20 protein-coding genes and 1 pseudogene are annotated in these 25,135 nt (G+C 75.1%); 17 read left to right on the top strand and 4 right to left on the bottom strand.

Annotation, left to right across the window (positions count from 1 at the left end; translation table 11 throughout):
• The first annotated feature begins 6 nt into the window (after positions 1-6).
• The 7 genes from bioB (at position 7) to AB0398_RS05545 (ending at position 7,144) form a co-directional block, all read left to right on the top strand.
• Positions 7-1,287 carry a biotin synthase BioB gene (gene bioB, locus AB0398_RS05575; RefSeq protein ID WP_366372488.1) on the top strand — a complete coding sequence of 427 codons (1,281 nt, stop codon included), beginning with the start codon at positions 7-9 and terminating at the stop codon, positions 1,285-1,287.
• Positions 1,280-2,560 carry an adenosylmethionine--8-amino-7-oxononanoate transaminase gene (locus AB0398_RS05570; protein ID WP_366372486.1) on the top strand — a complete coding sequence of 427 codons (1,281 nt, stop codon included), beginning with the start codon at positions 1,280-1,282 and terminating at the stop codon, positions 2,558-2,560. The genes bioB and AB0398_RS05570 overlap by 8 nt, the downstream gene beginning before the upstream one ends.
• 23 nt (positions 2,561-2,583) lie before the next feature.
• Positions 2,584-3,312: a dethiobiotin synthase gene (gene bioD / locus AB0398_RS05565; protein WP_366373005.1), complete on the top strand. Its 729-nt coding sequence runs from the start codon at positions 2,584-2,586 to the stop codon at positions 3,310-3,312.
• A gap of 116 nt (positions 3,313-3,428) precedes the next feature.
• Complete coding sequence (locus tag AB0398_RS05560; protein WP_366372485.1) at positions 3,429-4,094, top strand: class I SAM-dependent methyltransferase; 666 nt, start codon at positions 3,429-3,431, stop codon at positions 4,092-4,094.
• Positions 4,095-4,160: 66 nt separating this feature from the next.
• Positions 4,161-4,586 (top strand): GNAT family N-acetyltransferase, encoded by a 426-nt coding sequence (locus AB0398_RS05555; RefSeq protein WP_366372484.1) that lies wholly within the window; start codon positions 4,161-4,163, stop codon positions 4,584-4,586.
• 201 nt (positions 4,587-4,787) lie between these two features.
• Entirely contained in the window at positions 4,788-6,128 is a 1,341-nt protein-coding gene (locus tag AB0398_RS05550; protein WP_366372483.1) for a hemolysin family protein, read from the top strand.
• Positions 6,125-7,144 (top strand): hemolysin family protein, encoded by a 1,020-nt coding sequence (locus tag AB0398_RS05545; RefSeq protein WP_366372482.1) that lies wholly within the window; start codon positions 6,125-6,127, stop codon positions 7,142-7,144. The genes AB0398_RS05550 and AB0398_RS05545 overlap by 4 nt, the downstream gene beginning before the upstream one ends.
• Before the next feature lie 61 nt (positions 7,145-7,205).
• Here AB0398_RS05545 and AB0398_RS05540 read toward each other — a convergent pair whose 3' ends face one another.
• Positions 7,206-8,225 (bottom strand): maleylpyruvate isomerase N-terminal domain-containing protein, encoded by a 1,020-nt coding sequence (locus AB0398_RS05540; RefSeq protein ID WP_366372481.1) that lies wholly within the window; start codon positions 8,223-8,225, stop codon positions 7,206-7,208.
• Between the two features lie 64 nt (positions 8,226-8,289).
• Between AB0398_RS05540 and AB0398_RS05535 the strand changes: the two genes are divergently transcribed.
• The 4 genes from AB0398_RS05535 (at position 8,290) to AB0398_RS05520 (ending at position 12,612) form a co-directional block, all read left to right on the top strand.
• Positions 8,290-9,087 (top strand): SGNH/GDSL hydrolase family protein, encoded by a 798-nt coding sequence (locus AB0398_RS05535; protein WP_366372480.1) that lies wholly within the window; start codon positions 8,290-8,292, stop codon positions 9,085-9,087.
• Positions 9,088-9,161: 74 nt separating this feature from the next.
• Complete coding sequence (purB, locus tag AB0398_RS05530; protein WP_366372479.1) at positions 9,162-10,604, top strand: adenylosuccinate lyase; 1,443 nt, start codon at positions 9,162-9,164, stop codon at positions 10,602-10,604.
• 62 nt (positions 10,605-10,666) lie between these two features.
• A complete protein-coding gene (gene mug, locus AB0398_RS05525) occupies positions 10,667-11,173 on the top strand; it encodes a G/U mismatch-specific DNA glycosylase (RefSeq protein WP_366372478.1) in 507 nt (168 codons plus the stop codon).
• A 281-nt stretch (positions 11,174-11,454) separates the two neighbouring features.
• A complete protein-coding gene (locus AB0398_RS05520) occupies positions 11,455-12,612 on the top strand; it encodes an ROK family transcriptional regulator (protein WP_121831754.1) in 1,158 nt (385 codons plus the stop codon).
• Between the two features lie 52 nt (positions 12,613-12,664).
• Here the strand turns inward: AB0398_RS05520 and AB0398_RS05515 are convergent, their stop codons facing one another.
• Positions 12,665-13,405: a GntR family transcriptional regulator gene (locus AB0398_RS05515; RefSeq protein WP_366372477.1), complete on the bottom strand. Its 741-nt coding sequence runs from the start codon at positions 13,403-13,405 to the stop codon at positions 12,665-12,667.
• Positions 13,406-13,911: 506 nt separating this feature from the next.
• On the opposite strand from AB0398_RS05515, the gene AB0398_RS05510 reads away from it, so the two are divergent.
• Complete coding sequence (locus tag AB0398_RS05510) at positions 13,912-14,634, top strand: trypsin-like serine protease (protein WP_366372476.1); 723 nt, start codon at positions 13,912-13,914, stop codon at positions 14,632-14,634.
• 71 nt (positions 14,635-14,705) lie between these two features.
• Here AB0398_RS05510 and AB0398_RS05505 read toward each other — a convergent pair whose 3' ends face one another.
• Positions 14,706-15,590 (bottom strand): RNA polymerase sigma-70 factor, encoded by an 885-nt coding sequence (locus AB0398_RS05505; RefSeq protein WP_366373004.1) that lies wholly within the window; start codon positions 15,588-15,590, stop codon positions 14,706-14,708.
• 145 nt (positions 15,591-15,735) lie between these two features.
• On the opposite strand from AB0398_RS05505, the gene AB0398_RS05500 reads away from it, so the two are divergent.
• A complete protein-coding gene (locus tag AB0398_RS05500) occupies positions 15,736-16,569 on the top strand; it encodes an alpha/beta fold hydrolase (protein ID WP_366372475.1) in 834 nt (277 codons plus the stop codon).
• 45 nt (positions 16,570-16,614) lie between these two features.
• On the opposite strand, the pseudogene AB0398_RS05495 reads toward AB0398_RS05500, so the two are convergent.
• A pseudogene (locus AB0398_RS05495) lies at positions 16,615-17,214 on the bottom strand (EamA family transporter); the annotation flags it as partial.
• A gap of 284 nt (positions 17,215-17,498) precedes the next feature.
• Between AB0398_RS05495 and AB0398_RS05490 the strand changes: the two are divergent.
• The 4 genes from AB0398_RS05490 (at position 17,499) to AB0398_RS05475 (ending at position 25,092) form a co-directional block, all read left to right on the top strand.
• Positions 17,499-18,974, top strand: a complete 1,476-nt coding sequence (locus AB0398_RS05490; protein ID WP_366372474.1) for a PLP-dependent aminotransferase family protein — start codon at positions 17,499-17,501, stop codon at positions 18,972-18,974.
• A 188-nt stretch (positions 18,975-19,162) separates the two neighbouring features.
• Entirely contained in the window at positions 19,163-20,749 is a 1,587-nt protein-coding gene (locus tag AB0398_RS05485; RefSeq protein ID WP_366372473.1) for an alkaline phosphatase D family protein, read from the top strand.
• A 165-nt stretch (positions 20,750-20,914) separates the two neighbouring features.
• Positions 20,915-22,288 (top strand): SWIM zinc finger family protein, encoded by a 1,374-nt coding sequence (locus AB0398_RS05480; protein ID WP_366372472.1) that lies wholly within the window; start codon positions 20,915-20,917, stop codon positions 22,286-22,288.
• A gap of 98 nt (positions 22,289-22,386) precedes the next feature.
• Positions 22,387-25,092: a DUF6493 family protein gene (locus AB0398_RS05475; protein WP_366372471.1), complete on the top strand. Its 2,706-nt coding sequence runs from the start codon at positions 22,387-22,389 to the stop codon at positions 25,090-25,092.
• Positions 25,093-25,135 lie beyond the last annotated feature (43 nt).

Here is a 25,135-nt window from a genome sequence, read left to right as displayed (position 1 = left end):
GCGGTTATGGACCTGCTGAACACGCTGGTGGAGAAGGGGCTGCGGCGCGAGCCGCCGACCCGTGAAGAAGCGCTCGCCGTCCTGGCGACCTCCGACGACGAACTGCTCGATGTGGTGGCCGCGGCCGGCAAGGTGCGCCGTCAGTGGTTCGGGCGGCGGGTGAAGCTCAACTACCTGGTCAACCTGAAGTCCGGCCTGTGCCCCGAGGACTGCTCGTACTGTTCGCAGCGGCTCGGCTCCAAGGCGGAGATCCTCAAGTACACCTGGCTGAAGCCGGACGAGGCCTCCAAGGCCGCCGCGGCGGGCGTCGCGGGCGGCGCCAAGCGGGTCTGCCTGGTGGCGAGCGGACGCGGTCCGACGGACCGGGACGTCGAGCGGGTCGGCAGGACCATCGAGGCCATCAAGGAGGAGAACGAGGGCGTCGAGGTGTGCGCCTGCCTCGGTCTGCTCTCGGACGGCCAGGCGGAGCGGCTGCGGGAGGCCGGCGCCGACGCGTACAACCACAACCTGAACACCTCCGAGGCGACGTACGGCGGGATCACCAAGACCCACACGTACGCCGACCGGGTGGACACCGTGCAGAAGGCGCACGCGGCGGGCCTGTCGGCCTGCTCGGGCCTGATCGCGGGCATGGGCGAGGCCGACGAGGACCTGGTCGACGTCGTGTACGCGCTGCGGGAGCTCGGCTCGGACTCGGTGCCGGTCAACTTCCTCATCCCGTTCGAGGGCACCCCGCTCGCCAAGGAGTGGAACCTGACCCCGCAGCGCTGCCTGCGGATCCTGGCGATGGTGCGCTTCGTCTGCCCCGACGTCGAGGTGCGGATCGCCGGCGGCCGCGAGGTGCACCTGCGCTCGATGCAGCCGCTCGCGCTGAACATCGCGAACTCGATCTTCCTGGGCGACTACCTGACCAGCGAGGGCCAGGCCGGCCAGGCCGACCTGGACATGATCGCGGACGCGGGCTTCGAGGTGGAGGGCGCGGGCACGCCCACGCTGCCCGCCCACCGCGCGGACGCGCTCGCGGCGGCCGGCGGCGGCTGCGGTTCCGGCGCTCCGGCGGGGAGCGGCGGCTGCGGCTCGCACGCGTCGGCGGAGAACGGCGCGGCGGAGGGCGGCGCGGGCTGCGGCTCGCACTCCGGCGGCGGCTGCGGTCCGTGCGGCGGACACGCCCCGGTCCCGGAGCCCGCCGAGGCGCCGGCCGCCGAGGCCGCGCCGGGCGGCGCCCGGACCGATCTGGTGGCGGTGCGCCGCCGGGGAGCCGGGACGGACCTCGCGCCGAATGCGTAACGACGAGCTCCTCGCCCTGGACCGGGCGCACGTCTGGCACCCGTACGGCCCCATGCCGGGCCGCACGGACCCGCTGGTCGTCGCGTCCGCGTCCGGGGTGCGCCTCCGGCTCGCCGAACCCGCCGAGGGGCGGGACGAGTTGATCGACGGCATGTCCTCGTGGTGGTCGGCGGTGCACGGCTACAACCACCCCGTCCTCAACGAGGCGGTGCGCGGCCAGCTCGACCGGATGAGCCACGTCATGTTCGGCGGGCTCACCCACGAGCCGGCCGTCCGCCTCGCGAGCAGGCTCGTGGAGATCACCCCCGAGCCGCTGCGGCACGTCTTCCTCAGCGACTCGGGCTCCGTCTCCGTCGAGGTGGCGGTCAAGATGTGCCTGCAGTACTGGCGTTCGCTCGGCCGCCCGGAGAAGCGGCGCCTCTTCACCTGGCGCGGCGGGTACCACGGGGACACCTGGCAGCCGATGTCGGTGTGCGACCCCGAGGGCGGGATGCACGAGCTGTGGACCGGGGTCCTCCAGCCCCAGGTCTTCACGGACGCCCCGCCGGCCGCGTACGAGGAGTCGTACGCCGAGCTGCTGCGGACCGCGATCGGGCGGCACGCGCACGAGCTGGCCGCGGTGGTCGTGGAGCCGGTGGTGCAGGGCGCGGGCGGGATGCGCTTCCACGACCCGGCGTATCTGCGGGTGCTGCGGGAGGCCTGCGACGAGCACGGCGTGCTGCTGGTGTTCGACGAGATCGCGACCGGGTTCGGGCGCACGGGCACGCTGTTCGCGGCCGACGCGGCCGGGGTCTCCCCCGACGTGATGTGCGTGGGCAAGGCGCTGACGGGCGGTTACCTGTCGATGGCCGCGACGCTCTGCACGGGCCGGGTGGCCGACGGGATCTCGCGGGGCGAGGTGCCGGTCCTGGCGCACGGGCCGACCTTCATGGGCAACCCGCTGGCGTCCGCGGTGGCCCTGGCCTCGATCGACCTGCTGCTCTCGCAGGACTGGCAGGTCGAGGTCAAGCGGATCGAGGCCGGTCTGCGCGACGGGCTCGCCCCGGCCGCGGACCTGCCGGGCGTGCGGGAGGTGCGGGTGCTCGGCGCGATCGGGGTCGTCCAGCTCGACCACGGGGTCGACATGGCGGCGGCGACGCGCGCGGCGGTCCGGGAGGGCGTGTGGCTGCGCCCGTTCCGGGACCTGATCTACACGATGCCGCCGTACGTGACGGGCGACGAGGACGTGGCCCGGATCTGCGCGGCGGTACGGGCCGCCGCGGCGGCGGGCTGAACGGAAGAAGGATGGAGCGGGCAGTGGGAATCGTCGTCGTCAGCGGCACCGGGACCGAGATCGGCAAGACGGTCGTGACCGCGGCGGTCGCCGCGGCGGCGACCGCCGCCGGGCGGTCGGTCGCGGTCCTGAAGCCCGCGCAGACGGGCGTCGGACCGGACGAGCGGGGTGACGCGGACGAGGTCGTACGGCTCTCGGGCGCGGCCGCCTCGGCCGAGCTGGGCCGCTTTCCGGAGCCGCTGGCGCCGGGGACGGCCGCCCGGCGGGCCGGTCTCGCGCCGGTCGGGCCCGGGGAGGTAGCCGAGGCCGCCCGGAAGCTGGCCGCCGAGCACGACCTGGTGCTCGTGGAGGGGGCGGGCGGGCTGCTCGTCCGCTTCGACGGGGAGGGCGGCACGCTCGCGGACGCGGCGGCGCTGCTCGGCGCGCCGGTCCTGGTGGTGGCCCCGGCCGGGCTCGGGACGCTCAACTCGGCGTCCCTGACGGCCGAGGCGCTGCGGGCGCGCGGGATCGAGCAGCTCGGCGTGGTGGTCGGCAGCTGGCCGGCGGCGCCGGACCTGGCGGCCCGCTGCAATCTGGCCGACCTGCCGGAGGCGGCGGGCGCGCCGCTGCTCGGAGCCGTGCCGGAGGGCTCGGGGACCCTGTCCCCGGCGGAGTTCCGCGCGGCGGCGGGCGGCTGGCTGGCCCCGGCCCTGGGCGGGACGTGGGACGCGGAGGCGTTCACGGAGGCGCATGCGGAGCCTTACGGGGGCTGAGTGGTGGGCCGGGGCGCAGGCGTGCGGGGCGGCCGGCGCCCCGGCCCGTCGTCCGGCCACGGGCCGCGCGGCTTCGTAGGCTGGACGTACGCGCGTCCAGGCACGAGGAGTCCCCGATGTCGTCTCCGCGGTCGGCGCCCGGCGGTCCGCCCCGGGTGCACCACCCCCTCTTCGCCCGCTTCTACGCCCGCTTCAGCGTCTCCGCCGAGACGCGAGCCGGGCTCGGGGCCCTGCGGGCCGAGCTGCTCGCCGGGCTCGCCGGACGGGTCGTCGAGGTCGGGGCCGGGAACGGGCTGAACTTCGGGCACTACCCGGTCGGGGTCACGGAGGTCGTGGCCGTCGAGCCGGAGGACCGGCTGCGCGGACTGGCCGAGCGGGCCGCGCGGCGGGCCGCCGTTCCGGTGACCGTGGTACCGGGGACGGCCGAGGCACTGCCGGCCGAGGACGGCGCCTTCGACGCGGCGGTGGTCTCCCTGGTCCTGTGCACGGTACGGGACGTGCCGACGGCCCTCGCGGAGCTGCGCCGGGTCCTGCGCCCGGGCGGCGAGCTGCGCTTCTTCGAGCACGGGGCGGCGGACACGCCGGGGCTCGCGCGGGTGCAGCGGGGCCTCGACCGCACGGTGTGGCCGCTGCTCTTCGGCGGCTGCCACACCTCCCGCGACCCGCTGGCCGAGATGGGGAGGGCCGGGTTCGCCCTCGGCCCGTACCGCTCCTTCGACGTCCCGGAGAGCGGGCCCCGGCTGCCGTCCTCCCCCTGCGTCCTGGGCACGGCCCGGCGGTGAGGCGGCGCCGTCCCGCTCCCCGGAACCTCCTGGCACGGCCGGAGGCCCCCGTGATGGGATCCGGCCATGATCGATCTGCAGATACGTGCCGCCACCGTCGACGAGGCCGAAACCGTCCTGGCCTTCTGGCGGGAGTCCGCCGAGGGGACGTCGGTCTCGGACGACGTGCCCGGGGTCACCCGGCTCGTCGAGCGCGATCCGGAGGCCCTGCTCCTCGCCCTGGCCGACGGGCGGATCGTGGGGTCCGTGATCGCCGGCTGGGACGGCTGGCGCGCCTCCCTCTACCGGCTGGCCGTCCTGCCCGCGTACCGGCGCCGGGGGGTCTCCACCGCGCTCCTGCGGGCGGCCGAGGAGCGGTTCGCCGCGCTCGGCGGGCGGCGCGCGGACGCCATGGTCCTGGAGGCGAACGGAACGGGACGGATGGTGTGGGCGGCCGCCGGGTACGAGCGCGAGGACCACTGGCGCCGTTGGGTGAAGCCGCTCGCGAAGTGAGGAGGGCAAGGGTGATCACCAGCCCGCTTTGCCTGTCCTTTACCATGGTCCCCACATTCCGACGACCGAAAGGTGTGAGCGTCCGCCCATGGGCGAGCCTCCCAGTAGCACTGGTTCCGAAAGACTCGAAAGCTCCGGCTCCGGCCGCCGACGCCGAGCGATCCTCCTCCCGCCGCGTGATCATGGGACGGAGGTGAACCGATGACCGAAGTGCTTCTGCTCCTCCTCGCGCTCCTGCTCTCCCTCGCGTGCGGCGCCTTCGTCGCGGCCGAGTTCTCGCTGACCACGGTCGAGCGCGGCGAGCTCGAGGCCGCGGCGAAGCGCGGCGAGCGCGGCGCGGCCGGCGCGCTGAAGGCCGTCAGGTCGCTGACGTTCCAGCTCTCCGGCGCCCAGCTCGGCATCACCGTCACCAACCTGGTGGTCGGCATGCTGGCCGAGCCGTCGATCGCCGCGCTGATCAAGGGCCCCGTCGAAGCCCTCGGCCTCTCCGCCTCGGTGGCCTCCTCGGTGGCCCTGGTCCTGGGCACCGCCCTGTCGACCGTGGTCCTGATGGTGGTCGGCGAGCTGGTCCCCAAGAACTGGGCCATCTCCTCGCCGCTCGCCGTGGCGAAGGTCGTGGCCACCCCGCAGCGCGTGTTCACGGCCGCCTTCAAGCCGCTGATCAGCCACCTCAACAACACCGCGAACCGGATCCTGCGCCGGCTCGGCATGGAGCCGACCGAGGAGCTGGCCTCCGCGCGCTCCCCGCAGGAGCTGGTGGCCCTCGCCCGGCACTCCGCGAAGGAGGGGGCCCTGGAGGCGGACACGGCCGAGCTGTTCGTCCGCACCCTCAACCTGGCGGAGCTGACCGCCGAGAACGTGATGACGCCCCGCGTGCAGGTCACCGCCCTGGACGTGCAGGCCACCGCCGAGGACGTGGCGAACGCGACCCGCGCGACCGGTCTGTCCCGCTTCCCGGTCTACCGGGACAGCCTGGACGCGGTCGTCGGCATCGCCCACATCAAGGACGTCCTCGTCATACCGGCCGCCGAGCGGTACCGCCGCCCGATCGGCGAGATGCTGCGCGAGCCGCTGCTCGTCCCCGAGACGCTGACCGTCGACAAGCTCCTCGACCGGCTGTCCGGGAAGCAGACGATGGCGGTCGTCATCGACGAGTACGGCGGTACGGCCGGGGTCGTCACCCTGGAGGACATCGTCGAGGAGGTCGTCGGCGAGGTGCGCGACGAGCACGACCCGCACGAGACCCCCGACCTGGCACGGGCCGGCGAGGACGCGGACGGGCGCGCGCTGTGGTCCGCCGACGGCGCGGCCCGCACCGACCAGCTCGGCGCGATCGGCCTGAAGGTGCCGGACGGCCCGTACGAGACGCTCGCGGGCTTCGTCGCCCACGAGCTGGGCCGCATCCCGGCCGTCGGCGACGGCGTGGAGCTGGCCGGCTGGCGGCTCGACGTCGTGGACGCCTCGGGCCGGCGCGCGGCCCGCGTACTGCTGCACGAACCCGTGCACGCCGTCGAGGACGAGACCGGGGAGGCCGGCCGATGATCGCGATCCAGTTGCTGATCGGCCTGCTCACCCTGGTCGTCAACGCCTTCTTCGTCGGCGCCGAGTTCGCCCTGATCTCGGTCCGCCGCAGCCAGATCGAGCCCCTGGCCGAGGCCGGGGACAAGCGGGCGCGCAGTGTCGTCTGGGGCCTGGAGCACGTCTCCGCGATGCTCGCGGCGGCCCAGCTCGGCATCACGCTCTGCACCCTGGTCCTGGGCATCGTCGCCGAGCCGGCCATCGCGCACCTGCTCGAACCGGTCTTCGACGCGGTCGGCGTCCCGCACGGTCTGGTGCACCCGATCTCGTTCGTGATCGCCCTGTCGCTCGCGACGTACCTGCACATGCTGCTGGGCGAGATGGTGCCGAAGAACATCGCGCTCGCCGAGCCGACGCGCTCCGCGCTGCTCCTCGGGCCGCCCCTGGTGACGCTCGCGCGGGCGCTGCGGCCGGTGATCTTCACGGTCAACGCCTTCGCGAACACCCTGCTCAAGCTGTTGCGGGTGGAGGTCAAGGACGAGGTCTCCGCGACCTTCTCGGACGACGAGCTGGCCCGCCTGGTCACCGACGCCGGTGACGCCGGACTCCTGGACGACCGGGCCGCCGAGCGGCTGCACGACGCCCTGGAGCTGGGCCGGCGTCCCGTGCGGGACGTGGTGATGCCGGCGGACAAGGTGGTGTCCACCCCGGTCGGCACCACCCCGGAGGAGCTGGAGGCGCTGTCCGCACGGACCGGGTTCTCCCGCTTCCCCGTGGTCGACCCCGAGCGGCACATCCTGGGCTATCTGCACGTCAAGGACGCCCTGGACATCGTCCCGCGCGACCTGCCGTTCCCGGTGACGTCGCTGCGGCCGATCGCCCGGGTGCGGGCGGACACGCCGCTGGACGACGTCCTGACCGCGATGCGCCGCAGCCGGACGCACCTGGCGGCGGTGCTCGACGAGAACGACCGGCCGGCCGGTCTCGTGGCGATGGAGGACGTGCTGCGCGAGCTGGTGGGGCGCCCCGCGGCGCCGTGACCGCCGCGCGCACGGAAGACGAAGGGCCCCGGGATCCGTCCCGGGGCCCTTCGGGCTTCGTTCAGAGCGCGGTGGCGGCCAGCCAGTCGTCCAGGAGGCCCCGATCGCCGGTGTGCGCGAAGCACGGCTCGTCGGCCCCGTACCGGTGGTGCAGCAGGAGCAGCAGCTCCCCGGCGTCCGCCTCGACGGCGGCGGTCGGCTCGGCGCCGCCGCTCCCCCGGGTCCAGGTGAAGCCGCCCCCGCCGAGGACGAGGGTCCAGACGGCGCCGGTGTCACGGGCGGTGAGGCGCAGGACCGTCCCGTCCCGGCCGAGCCGGGAGACCGGCTCGGCGATCCGGGCGACGTACGGGGCGTCGGTCAGGAAGTGGTCGACGGCGTCCGCGGCCGTGCCGGGGTCGAGGGGGCCGGTCTTCCCGTCGACGGCGAGTTCGGCGTCGGCGAGGTGGACCAGGGTCTCGACGAGCACGTGGCGGGGGTAGTGGCGGACGTGCGGGTCCGCGCCCGGGGACCAGACGGGGGCGTCCGGGTCGGCGTCGCGGGCGGCGGCGGCGAACCGCTCGGCGCCGGCGACGAGCCAGTCGGCGTACGCGGCGGGGCCGGCCGGCGGGTCGATGGGGAGGTCCTCCGCGAGGACGCGGACGGCGGAGCGGGTCCGTACGAGGTGCTCGGCCCAGCGGTGGACGGCGCCGACGTGCCGGGCGAGGTCCGCGAGGGTCCGGTCGGGGCGGCCGGGGACGGGGGTGGCGGGGTCGGCGTCGCGGACGACGGCGGCGAGGCGCCGGGTGTGGTCCAGGGCGGCGTCGCAGGCGGCGGCGTGGGGGTCCTCGGTGAGCCCGAAGCCCTCGGAGACCTTGAGCAGCTCTTCCCGCCAGGGGCCCTCGGGTTCGCACAGGGCCGTCGCGCGGAACAGCGCGTCGAGAGCGCGGCGGTCGGCGGCCGTGAGCCCGTCGAGGGTGTGCGCGGTGGTCTCCAGCCACTTCACGGCCGTGTCGGGGTCGAGAGTCTCGTCGTCGCAGGTCTCGACCGCCGTGACCAGCTCGGCCAGGGCCTTGGCCAGGGCGCTCAGCAGCGCGTCGCTCATTGGGTCTCCCCCTCCGGGTTCTCCACGGCATGCCTCGCATACCGCGCGGTATGATCGCTCCGCCATGGAGATCAATGCCACGTACAACAGTTTCGTCGCCCTCGGCGACAGCTTCACCGAGGGTATGTCGGACCTGAGGCCCGACGGTTCCTACGGGGGCTGGGCCGACGCCCTCGCGGGCCGTCTCGCCGCCCGCTCCCCCGGCTTCCGCTACGCGAACCTCGCCGTGCGCGGGAAGCTCATCGGACAGATCGTCGAGGAGCAAGTCGGCCCGGCCGCAACGATGGAGGCCGATGTGGTCACCCTCGTCGGCGGCCTCAACGACACCCTCCGGCCCAAGGTCGACATGGTCCGGGTGAGGGACCTCCTCACCGAGGCAGTGGAACGCCTCACACCCGCCTGCGGACAGCTCGTCCTGATGCGCAGCCCCGGCCGGAACGGGCCCGTCATGGAGCGCTTCCGGCCCCGGATGGAGGAGCTCTTCGCCCACATCGACGGGCTCGCCGCCCGGCACGGCGCCCTGGTCGTCGACCTGTACGGGGCGCCGTCGCTCGGCGACCCCCGTCTCTGGGACGTGGACCGGCTCCACCTGACGGCCGAGGGACACCGGCGGGTCGCCGAGGCCGTGTGGCAGACCCTCGGCCTGGAGCCCGGGGAGGACTGGCGCACCCCGATGCCGCCGACCGCGCGCCCGCGCTGGGCGAGCCGGCGGCTCGCGGACGCCCGCTTCGCCAGGCAGCACCTCGGCCCCTGGATCGGCCGGCGCCTGACGGGCCGCTCCTCCGGCGACGGCCGCGCGCCCAAGCGCCCGGAGCTGCTTCCGTACCCGCCCTCGGTGAGCGTCCGGGCCGAGCGCCCGTGACCCGCGTCTCGTAGCAAGCTCCACATCGGGCGGCGGCGCCGACCTGCAGAAACCGCCAGGTAAACTCTGCCCACGTGACTGCTGTGACTGCGAAGCCCCGCATCCCCAACGTTCTGGCCGGCCGCTACGCCTCCGCGGAGCTCGCCGTCCTCTGGTCCCCCGAGCAGAAGGTGAAGCTGGAGCGCCGGCTGTGGCTCGCCGTGCTGCGTGCGCAGAAGGACCTCGGGATCGAGGTTCCGGAGGAGGCCCTCGCCGACTACGAGCGCGTCCTCGACCAGGTCGACCTCGGTTCCATCGCCGAGCGCGAGAAGGTCACCCGGCACGACGTGAAGGCCCGCATCGAGGAGTTCAACGCCCTCGCCGGTCACGAGCACGTCCACAAGGGCATGACCTCGCGCGACCTCACCGAGAACGTCGAGCAGCTCCAGATCCGGCTCTCCCTGGAGCTGATGCGGGACCGCACGGTCGCCGTCCTCGCCCGGCTGGGCAGGCTCTCCGCCGAGTACGCCGAGCTGGTCGTGGCCGGCCGCTCGCACAACGTCGCCGCCCAGGCGACCACCCTCGGCAAGCGGTTCGCGACGGCGGCGGACGAGCTGCTCGTAGCGTACGCGCGCCTGGAGGAGCTGCTCGGCCGCTACCCGCTGCGCGGGATCAAGGGCCCGGTCGGCACCGCGCAGGACATGCTCGACCTGCTCGGCGGCGACGCCGGCAAGCTGGCCGACCTGGAGCGGCGGATCGCCGGCCACCTCGGCTTCGCGCACGCCTTCACCTCGGTCGGCCAGGTCTACCCGCGCTCGCTCGACTACGACGTGGTCACCACCCTGGTCCAGCTGGCCGCCGCGCCGTCCTCGACCGCCAAGACGATCCGCCTGATGGCGGGCCACGAGCTGGTCACCGAGGGCTTCAAGCCCGGCCAGGTCGGCTCCTCGGCGATGCCGCACAAGATGAACACCCGCTCCTGCGAGCGCGTCAACGGCCTCATGGTCATCCTGCGCGGCTACGCCTCGATGACCGGCGAGCTGGCCGGCGACCAGTGGAACGAGGGCGACGTGTCCTGCTCCGTGGTCCGCCGGGTCGCGCTGCCGGACGCCTTCTTCGCCCTGGACGGCCTCCTGGAGACCTTCCTGACCGTGCTCGACGAGTTCGGCGCCTTCCCGGCCGTCGTCGCCCGCGAGCTGGACCGCTACCTGCCCTTCCTGGCGACCACCAAGGTCCTCATGGGCGCCGTGCGCGCCGGGGTCGGCCGCGAGGTCGCCCACGAGGCCATCAAGGAGAACGCCGTGGCCTCCGCGCTCGCCATGCGCGAGCAGGGCGCCGAGCGCAACGAGCTGCTCGACAAGCTGGCCGCCGACGAGCGCATCCCGCTGGACCGGGCGCAGCTCGACGAGCTGATGGCGGACAAGCTGTCCTTCACGGGCGCCGCCGCCGACCAGGTCGCCACCGTGGTCTCCCGTATCGACGAGATCGTGAAGCGGCACCCGGAGGCCGCCGCCTACACCCCCGGGGCGATCCTCTGACGCCCTCTCCCCGGTTCACCCGGCAGGAGCTGGAGGCCGCTCGCGACCGCGTCGTCCCCGACGTGGTCGCGAGCGGCCTCTCGGTGCTCTTCTGCGGGATCAACCCGGGTCTGATGACGGCGGCGTCCGGCCACCACTTCGCCCGCCCGGGCAACCGGTTCTGGCCGGTGCTGCACCTGTCGGGGTTCACGCCGAGGCAGCTGCGGCCGGACGAGCAGGAGGAGCTCCTGACGTACGGCCTGGGGATCACGAACGTGGTGGAGCGGCCGTCCGCGCGGGCCGACGAGCTGACCCGCGAGGAGTACCGGGAGGGCGGGCGGCTGCTCACCGGGCGGGTGGAGCGGCTGGCCCCGCGCTGGCTCGCGATCGCCGGGGTCACCGCGTACCGCGCGGCCTTCGACGAGCCGAAGGCGGTGATCGGGCCGCAGGAGCGGACGATCGGCGCCACCCGGATCTGGGCGCTGCCCAGCCCGAGCGGGCTGAACGCCCACTGGTCGACGGAGGCGATGGCCGAGGAGTTCGCCCGGCTCCGCGAGGCGGCGGGGGTCGAGCGGCGCACGGAGGCGTAGACCGGATCCGGTCGGTCGGACCGATGCGGGTCCCGTACGGCTCTCGCGGGGCTCCGCGGGCGGTGGAACGGGACGTCCGGCACGTCCCGTTCCGCTCCGTATCCCTCCCCTGCCTCCCCCTGGCGTCCCCGCCCGCACCCGGCTCGGCGGGTCGAAGGTCCGGGGGTCGTCGGGACCGCGGGCACGGACCGTCACCCAAGCGTGACGGGGGCGGCACTCGCCGCATCAGGACCCATTGAGTACCATCCGGCTGAATGGCTCACGAGCTGGGAGGACACACGGTGGGGCGGCTGACCGGCGGGGATCCGTCTCTGCTGCGGCGGATCAACTCCGCGGTGGTACTCCATGCGCTGCGGGGCGCCGACGCGCCCACGCTCACCGATCTGACCCGGATCACCGGTCTGTCGCGGCCCACGGTCGAAGGGGTCGTCGAGGGCCTCATGGAGGGCGGGCTCGTCGTCGAGTCGGCGCCCGAGGAGGGCGAGGCCCGGCGGCAGGGGCGTCCGGCGCGGAGGTTCCGCTTCCGCGCGGAGGCCGGCCATCTGCTCGGCATCGAGATCGGCCCGCACCGGGTGGCCGCCCTGCTCTCCGGTCTCGACGGGCGGATCATCGGCGCCGGGTCCCGCGAGGTGTCGGAGACGGCGCCCGAGGACGAGCGGCTCGACCGGGTGCGCACGGTCGTCGCGGACGTGCTGCGCAGGGCCGGGGTCGCCCGGTCGAACCTGCGGGCCGTGGGCGTGGGCACGCCCGGCATCGTGGAGGCCGACGGGACGGTGCGCCTCGGCACGGCGCTGCCCGGCTGGACGGGCCTCGCCCTCGGCGAGCGGCTGCGGCGCTCCTTCCGCTGCCCGGTGATCGTGGAGAACGACGCCAACGCGGCGGCCGTCGCCGAGCACTGGAAGGGTGCGGCGACCGACTCCGACGACATCGTGTTCGTACTTGCCGGGCTGAGCCCGGGCGCCGGTTCGCTGATCGGCGGCCGGCTGCACCGCGGTTTCGGCGGGGCGGCCGGGGAGATCGGCGCCCTGCACCTGCTCGGCCGGGACGTCACCCCCGAGCACCTGCTGTCGACCACGGACGAGCCGCTGCACCCGCTGGACGAGCAGGCGGTCGCGGAGGTCTTCGCGCTGGCGAAGAAGGGCGACGCGCGGGCCGGGGCGGCGGTGGAGCGGTTCATCCAGCGGCTCGTGCACGACGTGGCGGCCCTCGTCCTGGCCATCGATCCCGAGCTGGTCGTGGTGGGCGGCTGGGCGGCCGGGCTCGACGGGGTGCTCCAGCCGCTCCGCGAGGAGCTGGCGCGGTTCTGCCTGCGGCCGCCCCGGGTGGTGCTCTCCCTGCTCGGCGAGGCCGCGGTGGGCACGGGGGCGCTGCGCCTGGCCCTCGACCACGTCGAGGAGCAGCTCTTCGCGGTCGACGGAACGGTGACGGCCCGCCGCTGAACCGCCGGAGGGGCGGTCCCGGGGCGGGCCGGTGCCTGTCGGGGAGCGCGGGCTACGAGGCCATGACCAGGTCGCCCGAGTCGCCGAACGTGAGGCGGCAGGTGTCGGCGCGGTAGGTGGCCACGGAGACGGCGGCGGTGCGGCCCCCGGAGAGGTAGCGGGTGGTCACGACCAGGACGGGTGCGCCGGGCAGCCGGTCGAGCTCCTTGGCGTCGTCGGCGCGGGCGGAGCCGAGCTCGACGGAGCGGTCCTGGCCGTCCAGGGCGAGGTGCTGGAGCTCGCGGAGCACGGCGCGGGCGCGGGCGGGGCCCGCGGGGGCGTCGATGGCGCTGAGGTCCGGGACGGAGCCGGCCGGCACGTAGAGCAGTTCGGCGGCGACCGGCTGGCCCTGGCCGATGCGCAGGCGGCGGACGACGTGCACCCGGTCCTCGGCGCCGGTCTCCAGGACGCGCGCGACGGCGGCCGGGGGCACGTCCGAGGCGGAGTCCAGGGACTGCCAGGCCTCGTCGCCGACGCCCGGCCAGGTGTGCTGGGTGGTGGAGACGTCCACGCCGACGCGCGGCGGGGCGACCGTGGTGCCGACGCCGCGGCGGCGCTGGAGGCGCCCTTCCAGCTCCAGCTGCTCCAGGGCCTGCCGGAGCGTGGCCCGGGCGACGCCGAAGCGCGCGGCGAGCTCGCGCTCGTTGGGGAGGATCTCCCCGACGGCGAAGTCCGAGTCGAGCGCTTCGCCGATCACTGTCTTGAGGTGCTGGTACTTCGGTTCCGGTACCGATGCCAGCTGCGTGGTCCCCACCCTGATCCTCCGCAATTCGCCGTGTCCCGCGGCGTTTTTCCGCGCCCTTGTTTATTAAAGGTTCCTGCACTAACTCTGCGACCATAAGGCGAGCCACCCCCTTGGTCAAGACCAATCCTCTGTCGAAAACCCCGGAATGTGGCCCTCTGACCTAGATCGTTCACAGGACGTTCGCACCCCTGTGAGGCGCTGGTAGCGGAAAACCCCCGCCGAGGGGCGGCAGAGGCGGGGGTTCGTACGGCGGCGACGGCGCCGGACGACGAAGAAGCGCGCCCCTCGGGGACCTCGGGAGCCCTCGGGTTCCTTCCGGATCGGGAGCCCTCGGGGGGAGAGCGCCGTGTTATGGCCAAGTGTTATTACCGCGCCCGGCCCCCTCTTCGGAATCATGGGTCATGTCCATGCCGAACCACCGCCCCGCCGGCGGGACTCCGGCATGCGCGCGGCCCCTCCGGGCCGTCCGCCCCCCACGCGCGCGTCCCCGGGCGCGCCCACCGAATAGAGGAACCTTGCGCATCTCACGGCTCGTGCCCGCCCTCGCGGCCGCCGCGGTCTCCGTCCTCGCCCTCCTCTCCCCCACCGCCTCGGCGGCACCGGCGTCCGCGCCCCCGGCCGTCCAGGCCGTGCAGCCGATCATCGGCGGCGGCTACGCCTCCAACGCCCCGTGGGCGGCCCGGCTGCTCTCGAACGGCCGGGAGACCTGTTCGGCCACGATCATCGCCCCGACCTGGATCCTCACCGCCAAGCACTGCGTCACCGGCGGCGGGCTCTCCTTCCGCATAGGCAGCCTCGACCAGCACAGCGGCGGCACCCTGGCCAACGGCGCCCAGACGTACACGCACAGCTCGGACCTGGCCCTCGTCCGCCTCGACCGCTCGGTCTCGGCGACCTACGCGACGCTCGGCCAGCCGGGCACCGTGCGCGTCGGCCAGAGCGTCCAGGTGTACGGCTGGGGCGCCACGTCCCAGTGCGGCTCGGAGGCCAACTGCCAGTCCCGCTACCTGAAGGTCGCCAACGTCACCGTCACCAGCGGCTGCACCGACGCCTACGGCGGCTCCGCGATCTGCGCCCGCCGGGGCGACGGCATCACCGCCGGCGGCGACTCCGGCGGCCCGATGATGGCCGCGGGCGTCCAGGTCGGCGTCGCCTCCACCAGCGACCGCCAGACCACCACGGCGTACACCAACGTGACCGCGTACCGCTCCTGGATCAGGTCGATCGCGGGCGTGTGACGCGTTCCCTCCCCGACGGCGACGGGCCTCCCACCGCACCGCGGTGGGAGGCCCGTCGCCGTGCCCGGAGGTCAGGCGCCCTTCAGGCCGTGGAACTTGTCGGGGTTCCGGATGATGTGGACGGTCTGGACGCGCCCGTCCCTGACCTCGATCTGGATGACCGTGTCGGGGCGCCCGTCGACGAACGCGACCAGGGCCGGGGCGCCGTTGAGCTCGACGATGCGGCGCTCGTACCGGAAGTTCTCGTCCCCGGCGACGGCGTTGAGGAAGCGGCCGACCTTGTCCGCGGTCTCGATGACCCGCAGCGGCGCCTTGGACTTGCCGCCGCTGTCGCCGACGAGCCGCACGTCCGGGGCGAGCAGGGCGAGGAGTTCGCCGAGGTCGCCGCCCGAGGCCGCGGCGAGGAAGCGCTCGGTGAGGTCGCGGCGCTCGGCCGGGTCGACGTCGTAGCGCGGCCTCCCCTCGTCCACGTGGCGCCGGGCGCGCCCGGCGAGCTGGCGCACGGCCGCCTCGGAGCGGTCCAGGGCGGTGGCGATCTCCCCGTACGGGAAGCCGAAGGCCTCGCGCAGCACGAAGACGGCCCGCTCCAGGGGCGAGAGGGATTCGAGGACGACGAGGACGGCGAGCGAGACGGAGTCGGCGAGCAGGGCGCGCTCGGCGGTGTCGGGGGCGGCCGGGCCGAAGTCGGTGACGACGGGTTCGGGCAGCCAGGGGCCGACGTAGGTCTCGCGGCGCGTGTGGGCGAGCCGGAGCCGGTCGAGGGCGAGGCGGGTGGTGATCCGCACGAGGAAGGCGCGCGGCTCGCGGACGGCGCCCCGGTCGGCGGCGGTCCAGCGCAGCCAGGCCTCCTGGACGACGTCCTCGGCGTCGGCGGCGCGCCCGAGCATCCGGTAGGCGACGCCGAGGAGCATCGGGCGGTGCTCCTCGAAGAGTTCGGTCAGCGTGTCGGTGGGGATGTCGGTGGGCACCCGCCCATCCCAGCCCACCGCCTCCGGCCTGTCCAGTTCGGGCAGCGCCCTTGAACTCCGGGCTACCGACCGGTAATTGTTACTGACGGGTCGTCCAAGAGGTGCCACGACGGTGTCACGACAGGGAGTCCGCATGCCCGCAAGGATCACGTTCACGATCAAGGCCCCCACGGGTCCCCGGACGACGTCCCTGACCTACGAGAGGAGGGGCGCGGGCGAGCCGCTGCTGCTCCTGCACGGCATCGGGCACCACTGGCAGGCCTGGGAGCCCGTCCTCGACGTGCTGGCCGCCGAGCGGGACGTGATCGCCGTCGACCTGCCCGGCTTCGGCGCCTCCGACGCGCTGCCCGAGGGATCCCCGTACGACCTGTCCACCGTCGCTCCCGTCCTCGGCGCCTTCTGCGGGGCCCTCGGCGTGGAGCGTCCGCACGTGGCGGGGAACTCGCTCGGCGGGCTGCTCGCGCTGGAGCTGGGCCGGGAGAAGCTGGTGCGCTCGGTCACCGCCCTCTCCCCCGCCGGCTTCTGGACGGAGGCCGAGCGCCGCTACGCCTTCGGGACGCTGCGGGCCATGCGGGGCGCGGCCCTGTCGCTGCCCGTGCCGGTGATCGAGCGGCTCTCCCGGACGCCCGCCGGGCGCACCGCCCTCACCAGCACCATCTACGCCCGGCCCGCGCGGCGCTCACCCGAGGCGGTCGTCGCCGAGACGCTCGCGCTGCGCGGCGCGACCGGCTTCCACCAGACCCTGGCGGCGGGCCGGACCGTGCTCTTCCGCGACGACGTCTCCTCCTCGGTCCCCGTCACCGTCGCCTGGGGCACCCGCGACCGGCTGCTCCTGCGCCGCCAGGGCGTCCGCGCGAAGCACGCCCTGCCCGGCGCGCGGCTCGTCCGGCTGCCCGGCTGCGGCCACGTGCCGATGAACGACGACCCGGCCCTCGTCGCCCGCGTGATCCTGGACGGCAGCCGCTGAGGCCGCTTTCGTACGGGTGAACAGGCCGGTGCCCAGGGCGGCGCCGGCCCCCACCAGCAGGCTGCCGGCCGCCTGCGGGAGACCGAAGGAGGCGCCCGCGACCAGGACGGCGCTCAGCGCGGCGGCGACCGGGATCGCCCCGGTGAAGAGGGTGGCCCGCTCCATGCCGATCCGCTGGACGCCCATGTAGAAGAGGACGAAGCCGACGACCGTGGCCAGGACGGCCTGCCAGACGAGCGCCCCCGCCTCCGCGCCCGTCGGCGTCCGCACGAAACCGGCGCCGTCCACGAGCAGGCCGAGGAGCGCCGCCTCGGCCGCGCCGATCCCGCAGACGGCGGCCGTGAGCAGCTTCGGACCGAGGATCCGCAGCACCGGCACGGCGAGGACCGTGAACCCCACCTCGCCCGCGAGCGCCGCCACCGACCAGCCGATCCCGGCCGCGTCCGTCCGCCCCCAGCCCTGCACGGTGAACGCGCCGGCGGCGACGAGCAGCGCCCCGTACAGCACGGCGCGGGCCGGCCTGCGGCCCTCGGCCAGCGGAACCAGGACGGCGACGACGACCGGCGCGCAGCCCACCAGGACGCCCGGGACGGCCGGTTCGGCGGTCCGCTCGGCGGCCAGGACGGCGAGGTTGAAGCCGATCATGCCGACGGCCGCGAGGGCGGCGAGCCGCAGCCAGTGACGGACGGTCAGGAGCCGGAGCGAGGCGAGTCCGCAGCGGCCGAGCAGCGGGAGCAGGAGCAGACAGGCGGCCCCGTAGCGGAGCGCCTGGCCGCCCGCGTACGGATAGGCGCCGAGCAGGCTGTTCGCGGTGAAGGAGGCACCGACGAGGGCGTAGGCGAGGGCCACGAGCAGGACCCCGCGCAGGGAGTTCGCGTTCATGGTGACGACGCTAGGAAGCCGCGCGGCCCCGGTTAAGGTCCACTTCCATGACTCCATCGAGGACCACTTCGGGCGGGGCGCCGGGGCCCGCCGGGCAGCCCGCGTGGGAGCTGCTGCTCCCGGCCGCCGGGGCGCCGGCGCGGCGGCGGGGCCGGGCGCTCCAGGAGGCGCTGCGCGAGGCGGTCCGCTCGGGGCGGCTCGCGGCCGGGACGCGGCTGCCGTCCACCCGCGAACTCGCGGCCGACCTCGGCGTCTCGCGGGGGCTCGTCACCGAGGCGTACGAGCAGCTCACCGCCGAGGGGTACCTGCGCGGCGAACGGGGCGCGGGGACGTGGGTGGGCGGGGCGGTCAGGGTTGGCGGGGTGGCCTCGACGGGCGGGGTGGCCGGGACAGGCGGGGCGGGCGGGGCCGTCGGGGCGCCGGACGTCCGGGTGGACTTCCGGCCGGGGGTCCCGGACCTGTCGCTGTTCCCGAGGAGCGCGTGGGCGGCGGCGCAGCGGTCCGTCCTGGCGCGGCTGCCCCACCGGGCCCTCGGCTACCCGGACCCGCGCGGCCTCCCCGAGCTGCGCGGGGCGCTGGCCGGGATGCTGGCGCGGCGCCGGGGCGTGGTGGCCGATCCGGAACGGCTCGTGGTCTGCTCGGGCGTGGCACAGGCGTCGACGCTCCTGGGGTTCGTGCTGCGGGCGCGGGGGCTGCGCGCGGTGGGCGTCGAGGATCCCGGCAGCCCGGAGCACGGGCGCCTCTTCGCCTCGACCGGCATGGAGACGGTGTGGCTGCCGCTGGACGGGGAGGGCCTGCGGCCGGAGCCGCTCGCCGCCTCGGGGGTGCGGGCCGTGGTCGTGACGCCCTCGCACCAGTTCCCGTCCGGCATCGCCTGGTCGGCGGAGCGGCGCGCCGCGCTCCTCGACTGGGCGCGGGCGGTCGACGGCTACGTCCTGGAGGACGACTACGACGGGGACTTCCGGTACGACCGGGCGCCGGTGGGCGCGCTTCAAGGACTCGATCCGGAGCGGGTCGTCTACGCGGGATCGGTCAGCAAGTCGCTGGCGCCGGGGCTGCGGCTCGGCTGGACGCTGGTCCCGGAGGCGCTGCTCGACGAGGTCGTGGAGCGGAAGCGGACGATGGACCTGGGCAATCCGGTGCTCGACCAGGCCGTCCTGGCGGAGTTCGTGACGCGGGGCGGGTACGACCGGCAGCTGCGCCGCTGCCAGCGCGCCTACCGGGAGCGGCGGGACGCGCTGCTCGCCGCCCTCGCCGAGCACCTTCCCGGCACCGGGGTGAGCGGCATCGCGGCCGGACTGCACGTCATCGCGCGCGTACCGGCGCGCTTCGGGCCGCCGGAACGCTTCCTGGCACGGGCGGCGGAGGCGGGGGTGGCTCTGCGGCCCCTGGAGGAGTACGGCACGGCCCGTCCGGCGGACGGGGACGTACGGCTCGTCATCGGCTACGCGCACCTGCCGCCGTCGGCGATCGCGGAGGGGATCGGGCTGCTGGCGGGGGTGGTGGGGGCGACGGCGGGCTGACCTCGCGGGGGCCGGGGGCCGGGGGTGAACGGATCGGGCCCGGGGCGACCGTTCCCCACGGGAGGCCCGGAGGGGCCCGGCGGAGCGATCTGTTCACGCGGGGTTCGCGCGGGCGCCGCCCCCGGCCGTTAGGCATGGGGCGGCGTACCGCCCACGACCGGAATCGACCACCTCCCGGAGGCCCTTCCATGTCCCACCCCGTGCCCGGCTCCTCCTCCGCGCCCGCCCGGCGCGGCCTCCTGCGCGGCTCGCTGGCCGCGTCGGCCGCGCTCGCCCTCGGCGGCAGCGGCCTCGCCGCTCCCGCGTTCGCGCTCTCCGGCCGTCCCCGGGCCGCCTGGGGCGTGCAGACCGGGGACGTCACGGCCTCCTCCGGTCTGGTGTGGGTGCGCTCCGACCGGCCGGCGCGCATGGTCGTCGAGACCTCCGCGACCGAGTCCTTCAGGCGGACGCGGCGCCACCGGGGGCCGCTGCTCGGGGCGGGCACGGACTTCACCGGCACCACGGCCCTGCGCGGCCTGCCGGCGGGCGAGCAGATCCACTACCGGGTCGTCCTGGCGGACCCGGACGACCCGCGCCGTACCGGCGAGCCGGTCACCGGCACGTTCCGCACGGCCCCGGACCGGCGTCGCGACGGCGTCCGCTTCCTCTGGTCCGGGGACATCGCGGGGCAGGGCTGGGGCATCAACCCGGACATCGGCGGATTCCGCGCGTACGAGGAGATGCGCCGGCTCGACCCGGACTTCTTCCTGTGCAGCGGCGACGCGATCTACGCGGACGGGGTGATCGAGCCGAGCGTGACCCTGCCGGACGGGCGGATCTGGCGGAACGTCACGACGCCGGAGAAGTCCAAGGTCGCCGAGACCCTGGACGAGTACCGGGGAAACTTCCGGTACAACCTGCTCGACCGCAACGTCCGGGCGTTCAACGCGCAGGTGCCGTCGATCGTGCAGTGGGACGACCACGAGGTGCGGAACAACTGGTACCCGGGGCAGATCCTGGACGACCCCCGGTACGCGGAGAAGGACGTGGACGTCCTCGCCGCCCGCGCGGCGCGCGCCTTCGGCGAGTACGCGCCGGTCTCCACCCTCCACGCACCCGGCGGGCGCGGTCGGGTGCACCGGGTGGTGCGGTACGGGCCGCTGCTCGACGTGTTCGTGCTCGACATGCGCTCGTACCGGAACGCCAACTCGCCGAACCGGCAGGCCGACGACACCACCGGCATCCTCGGCGCGGAGCAACTGGCCTGGTTGAAGCGGGAGCTGGCCGCGTCGACGGCCGTGTGGAAGGTGCTCGCGGCGGATATGCCGATCGGTCTGGTCATACCGGACGGGGCGGCGAACTTCGAGGCGATCGCGCAGGGCGATCCGGGCGCGCCGCTGGGCCGTGAGCTCCAGATCGCGGAGCTGCTGCGGTTCGTCAAGCACCGGCGGATCACCGGCACGCTGTGGCTGACGGCGGACGTGCACTACACCTCGGCGCAGCACTACGCGCCGGAGCGGGCGGCCTTCAAGGACTTCGCGCCCTTCTGGGAGTTCGTGTCCGGGCCGCTGGCGGCGGGCGGGTTCCCGGCGAACGCGCTCGACGGGACCTTCGGCCCCGAGCGGGTCTTCGTGCGGGCGCCGGAGCGGGCGAACCTGTCGCCGATGGAGAGCCCGCAGTACTTCGGCGAGGTCGACATCGACGGCCACAGCGGCGACCTGACCGTGCGGCTGCGGGCGGAGGGCGGGAAGGTCCTGTTCAGCAAGGTGCTGCGGCCGGGGCGCGTGGGGCAGTGAGACGGGGGTGTGCGGTGAGGCGGAGTCGTCGGTGAGACGGGGGTGTGCGGTGAGGCGGAGTCGTCGGTGACACGAGGCCGTTCGGTGACACGGGGCCGAGGGTGACTTCGGCGCGAAAACCCCTGCTCAGGGCCGTTGTCAGTGGCGGGTCCTACGGTTTTTTCCATGACGCGATCCGTACAGGCGCTCGCCTACGCACGCCCGTCCGCGCTGGAGTCCACGGGCTCCGGCCGGCTGCTCGGGCTGGAGACGGCGGGGGGCCTCACGCCCCGCGGGGCCGAGGCCCATCCCCGCTTCTTCTCCGGCTTCCTGGCCTCGCCGCAGGTCGCCGCGCGCGGTCTGCTCGCGGTCGCCGACGTGGCCGCGGCCCGCTACCACCAGCGGATACGGCCGGGTTCGCTGGATCCGGTGGTGACGGGGAACGGGGACCGGCTGCGGTTCGAGTCCTTCTCCGGCTGCGGCGGGGTGTACGCGCGCCTGGACGTGCTCGACGAGGGACTCGGCGGCGCGGAGACGGGGCACGGCACCACCAACGTCGACGTCAACGACCCGCTGCGCGAGGCGCTGTCGCGGATGACGGGGGACGATCCGCTGCACCTGCGGGTCGGTCCCGACGAGATGGCGGTGAGCACCCTCGCGGGCGCGGTCGTGGAGAAGAAGGTGCCGCTGCCGGACCGCTGGCTGCGGGGGTTCGCCGAGGCCCAGGTCGCCTCGGCGCGGTTCGACCTGCGGGCGGAGCTGACGGGGGCGGAGGCCGTGCGGTTCCTCCGGTCCCTGCCGCGCGCGCAGTCCCGGGGGCGCGGCCCGCTGTGGATCACGCGGTCGGGCCGGACACTGCGGCCGACGACCCGGCCGGGGGCGGGCGCGGTCTGCCTGCCGGGGCCGGACCGGCTGGTCGCCCTGGAGCGGGTGCTGCGGTACGCGACGGGGCTGCGGGTGTACGGGCCGGTGCCGGACGGCGTGGCGGCGGCGAGCGCCTGGGAGGTGACGCTGCCGGGGATGCGGCTGACGCTGACGCTGTCGCCCGACCCGTCGCGGGGCTTCTCCGGCGAGGGCGGGGTCCTGGAGGCGCTGGCGACGGAGGAGGCAGAACAGGACGCCGAGCTGGTCGCGGTGCTGCTGGCCTGGGAGCCGCGCGTCGACCCGGCCGACCTCGCGGCGCAGGCGGGTCTGACGGTCGACCGGGTGCGGGCGGCGCTGACCCGGCTCGGGACGGCCGGCCGGGTGGGGTACGACGTGGCGGACGCGGCCTACTTCCACCGGGAGCTGCCGTACGACGCGGACCGCGCCGAGCGCCACAACCCGCGTCTGGTGAGCGCCCGCCGCCTGGTCGCGGAGGGGGCCGTGGAGTTCGACGGGGAGTCGGCGGCGGTGGCCTCGGGCGACCGGCGCTACCGGGTGCGGAAGTCGGACGGGGCGCTGAGCTGCACCTGCCGGTGGTGGGCGGACCACCGGGGGCGGCGGGGGCCGTGCAAGCACGCGCTCGCGGTGCGGATGGCCCGGCGGGGCGCGGTGGTCGCGGCCGGGGCCGCGCCGTGACCGGCCCGGTGGCCGGGATCGGGGAATGGGCGGCCGGAGTGGTGGCGGGGATCAGGGAACGGGTCGAAGGGTCGGGACGGAAGACAATGGGGGCAGGCGTGGGAATCGGTACGGGGAGCGGTGCGGCGGTGTCGGTGGAGGACGGTGCGCGGGGTGCGGCCCCGGGCGACGCGGCGGTCGGGCGGCTGCTCGACGCGGTGCGCGCCGGGCAGGCCCGGCAGGTGCCGAAGCTCCTGGAGCCGCTGGACGCCGCAGCGCGCAAGGAGGCCCTCGGGAGGCTGAAGGCGCTGCGCGCCGAGGTCCGCTCCTGGGACTGGAAGCGAGGACAGGAGGCGGCCCGGATCCGGCGCGGCCTGTACGTGGCGGGGGCCGGGTGCCACACGGGCGCGGCGGCGGCCGCGACCTGGCTCGCCGGCAGCGACATGCTGGGCTGGGACCTCAAGGACGCGACCCCGGTCCTGGCGGTGCTCGCCGACCGGGACCCGGCCTGGCTGGCGGACGTGGCGGGACGGCTCGCCAAGCGGCGCAACGTCGCGGAGAGCGCCTACGAACTGGTCCGCGGGCTCGTGGTGCGCTCCGGCTGTCCGGTCCCGGCGACCGACGGCTACGTCCTGGGCTGGACGCGGAAGGTCACCGACAAGCGGCTCCTGGAGCGGCTGCGCGCGGACCCGCAGACGCCGGTCCTGGTGGCGCACGCGCTGTCGATGGGCGAGACTCCCGACCGGCTGACCTGGTCGGTCGGTCCCGAGGCGCCGACGCACTGGCCCACGGCGCTCACGGCGCTCGTCGCGGAGGGGGTGCTCGACCGGACCGAGGTGGTGGACCTGTGCGCGTCCCGGCTGCTGCGCGGCGGGCGGACGCGGGACCTGCGGTTCCCGCTGGAGGTGCTGCGGTTCCTCGCGCCGACCGGGGAGGAGCTGCGGGAGCGGGTCCCGGACTGGGTCGGGATGGCGGCCGACGCGCCGTCGCCGGTGGCCGGGTACGCGCAGGAGGTCCTGGCGGGGCTCGCCATGGAAGGGGCGTTGCCGGCCGGGGCGCTGGCCGAGATGACGGGTGCGGTGCTCTTCCGGACCGAGAAGAAGCTGGTGCGGGCGCAGTTGACCCTGGTCGGCAAGGTGCTGGCGCGGGAGCGGGGCGCGGCCGGCGAGCTGCTGCCCGCCGTCGCGGAGGCCTTCGGGCACGAGGACACCGGCGTCCAGGAGCGGGCGCTCAAGCTGGTGGGCAGGTACCTGTCCGCCGTGGACGCGGAGGTGCGGGCGGAGCTGGCCGAGGCGGCCGGGCTGCTCGGACCGGCGCACCGGCGGGCGGCCGTGGAGGTGTTCGGGGACGCCCTGGCCGAGCTCGACTCCGGTCCGTACGAGGAGATCCTGCCGCCGGTGCCGGGGCCGGAGCCGGTGGCGCCTCCGGCGGCCACGGTCGCGGAGCTGGTGGAGGAGCTGGTGGCGAAGGGGCTCATGGAGGAGCCCGTGGCGTTCGAGCGGGCGCTCGACGGTCTGGTGCGGCACGCGCACCGGGACCGGGCGGCGGTGGCGGAGGCGGTGCGGGAGGCGTTTCCGACGGGGGCCTGGGAGATGCCCCACCACTTCACGCACTACCCCCACGGCATCCACGTGGTGCTCGCGTCGCTGCTCGGCCTCGTGCAGCGGTCGGTGATCGACGCCCACCGGGCGGAGGTGCCCGACCGGGACTCCTGTTCCCACGAGGGCCTGTCGGGGATCCTCGACGCGCGGCTGTGGGAGGCCGCCGCCCTGGTGGGCACGGACGAGCTGCCGTTCCTGCTCGCCGCGCCGACCCTGCACACCGGCGGGATCGACCCGGTGGTGCTCGTGGAGCGGCTGCGGGCCTATCGGGACGCGGGCGTGGAGCCCGCCCCGGTGGACTTCGCCCAGGCCCTGGTCCGGGCCCCGCGGGCCGACCCGTCGGCGGGGCGGGCGGCCGGGGAGGCGGCGGCGCTCGGCACTCCGGCCGGTCTGCGGCTCGCCGCCTGGCTGCGGGACGAGGACGCGCTGGGGGCGACCGTGCGGTTCTTCCCCCGGGGGGCCAAGCAGTTCTCGGGGAAGTGGTGGCTGATCGACCGGACCGTGGTGGAGTTCGGGGAGCGCGCCGTGGTGCGGGAGGAGTTCCCGCCCGCCTTCCACTGGCTGGGCGGCGCCGTGCGGGCGACTCCCCGGCGCTGCTACCACTGGATCGGGGACCGGGCGCGGTGGGCGTCGGTGCTCCCGGCCGACCGCGAGGTCCTGGCGGCCTGCCTGCTTCCGGCCATGGCGCACTCCGTCGACGGGGACCAGCGCGGGACGACCGAGCCGCTGACCGCGCTGGCCGAGGCCGGCGGGCCGGTCGGCCGTGCGGTGCACCTGGCCCTGGCGTTCGGCCTCGGCTGTCTCGACTCCGACGACCGGCTGCGCGCGGTGGACGCGCTGCTCGTCCTGGCGTCGCGGGGCGAGCTGAACGCCCGGGCGCTCGGGGCGGAGCTGGCGTGGCTGGTGGCGGAGGGGTCGCTCAAGCCGAACCGGCTGGCGGAGGCGGTCCGGACGGCCTCCGTCACCGGGGCGTACGGGACGGTCTGGGCGGTCCTGGAGGCGATGCTGCCGGAGCTGCTCGGCGCGGAGAAGCCGGTGCGGGGGCTCGGCGAGCTGCTCGCGGTCGCGGCGGACTGCGTGGAGCGGTGCGGGGCCCGGGGCGAGCTCGCCGGGCTGGAGCGGGTGGCCTCGGCGCGGGGTTCCTCGCAGTTGGTGGTCCAGGCCGGACGGCTGCTGAACGCACTCCGTCAAGGGGTCGATCAGCCTCCGACAGAAACGACCTGAATCGGGTGTTAAGCCGCCAGAAGGGCGCTTAACCCGTCAGTCA

The organism is Streptomyces sp. NPDC086147 (assembly GCF_040702165.1).
Lineage (GTDB): Bacteria > Actinomycetota > Actinomycetes > Streptomycetales > Streptomycetaceae > Streptomyces.
This window is presented reverse-complemented; position numbering and strand designations above follow the sequence as displayed.

Bases quoted from the DNA above. Each gene is read 5' to 3' on its own strand.
- bioB (WP_366372488.1), top strand. From the start codon at position 7: ATGGACCTGCTGAACACGCTGGTGGAGAAGGGGCTGCGGCGCGAGCCG.
- AB0398_RS05570 (WP_366372486.1), top strand. From the start codon at position 1,280: ATGCGTAACGACGAGCTCCTCGCCCTGGACCGGGCGCACGTCTGGCAC.
- AB0398_RS05560 (WP_366372485.1), top strand. From the start codon at position 3,429: ATGTCGTCTCCGCGGTCGGCGCCCGGCGGTCCGCCCCGGGTGCACCAC.
- AB0398_RS05555 (WP_366372484.1), top strand. From the start codon at position 4,161: ATGATCGATCTGCAGATACGTGCCGCCACCGTCGACGAGGCCGAAACC.
- AB0398_RS05550 (WP_366372483.1), top strand. From the start codon at position 4,788: ATGACCGAAGTGCTTCTGCTCCTCCTCGCGCTCCTGCTCTCCCTCGCG.
- AB0398_RS05545 (WP_366372482.1), top strand. From the start codon at position 6,125: ATGATCGCGATCCAGTTGCTGATCGGCCTGCTCACCCTGGTCGTCAAC.
- AB0398_RS05540 (WP_366372481.1), bottom strand. From the start codon at position 8,225: ATGAGCGACGCGCTGCTGAGCGCCCTGGCCAAGGCCCTGGCCGAGCTG.
- AB0398_RS05535 (WP_366372480.1), top strand. From the start codon at position 8,290: ATGGAGATCAATGCCACGTACAACAGTTTCGTCGCCCTCGGCGACAGC.
- AB0398_RS05500 (WP_366372475.1), top strand. From the start codon at position 15,736: ATGCCCGCAAGGATCACGTTCACGATCAAGGCCCCCACGGGTCCCCGG.
- AB0398_RS05490 (WP_366372474.1), top strand. From the start codon at position 17,499: ATGACTCCATCGAGGACCACTTCGGGCGGGGCGCCGGGGCCCGCCGGG.
- AB0398_RS05485 (WP_366372473.1), top strand. From the start codon at position 19,163: ATGTCCCACCCCGTGCCCGGCTCCTCCTCCGCGCCCGCCCGGCGCGGC.
- AB0398_RS05480 (WP_366372472.1), top strand. From the start codon at position 20,915: ATGACGCGATCCGTACAGGCGCTCGCCTACGCACGCCCGTCCGCGCTG.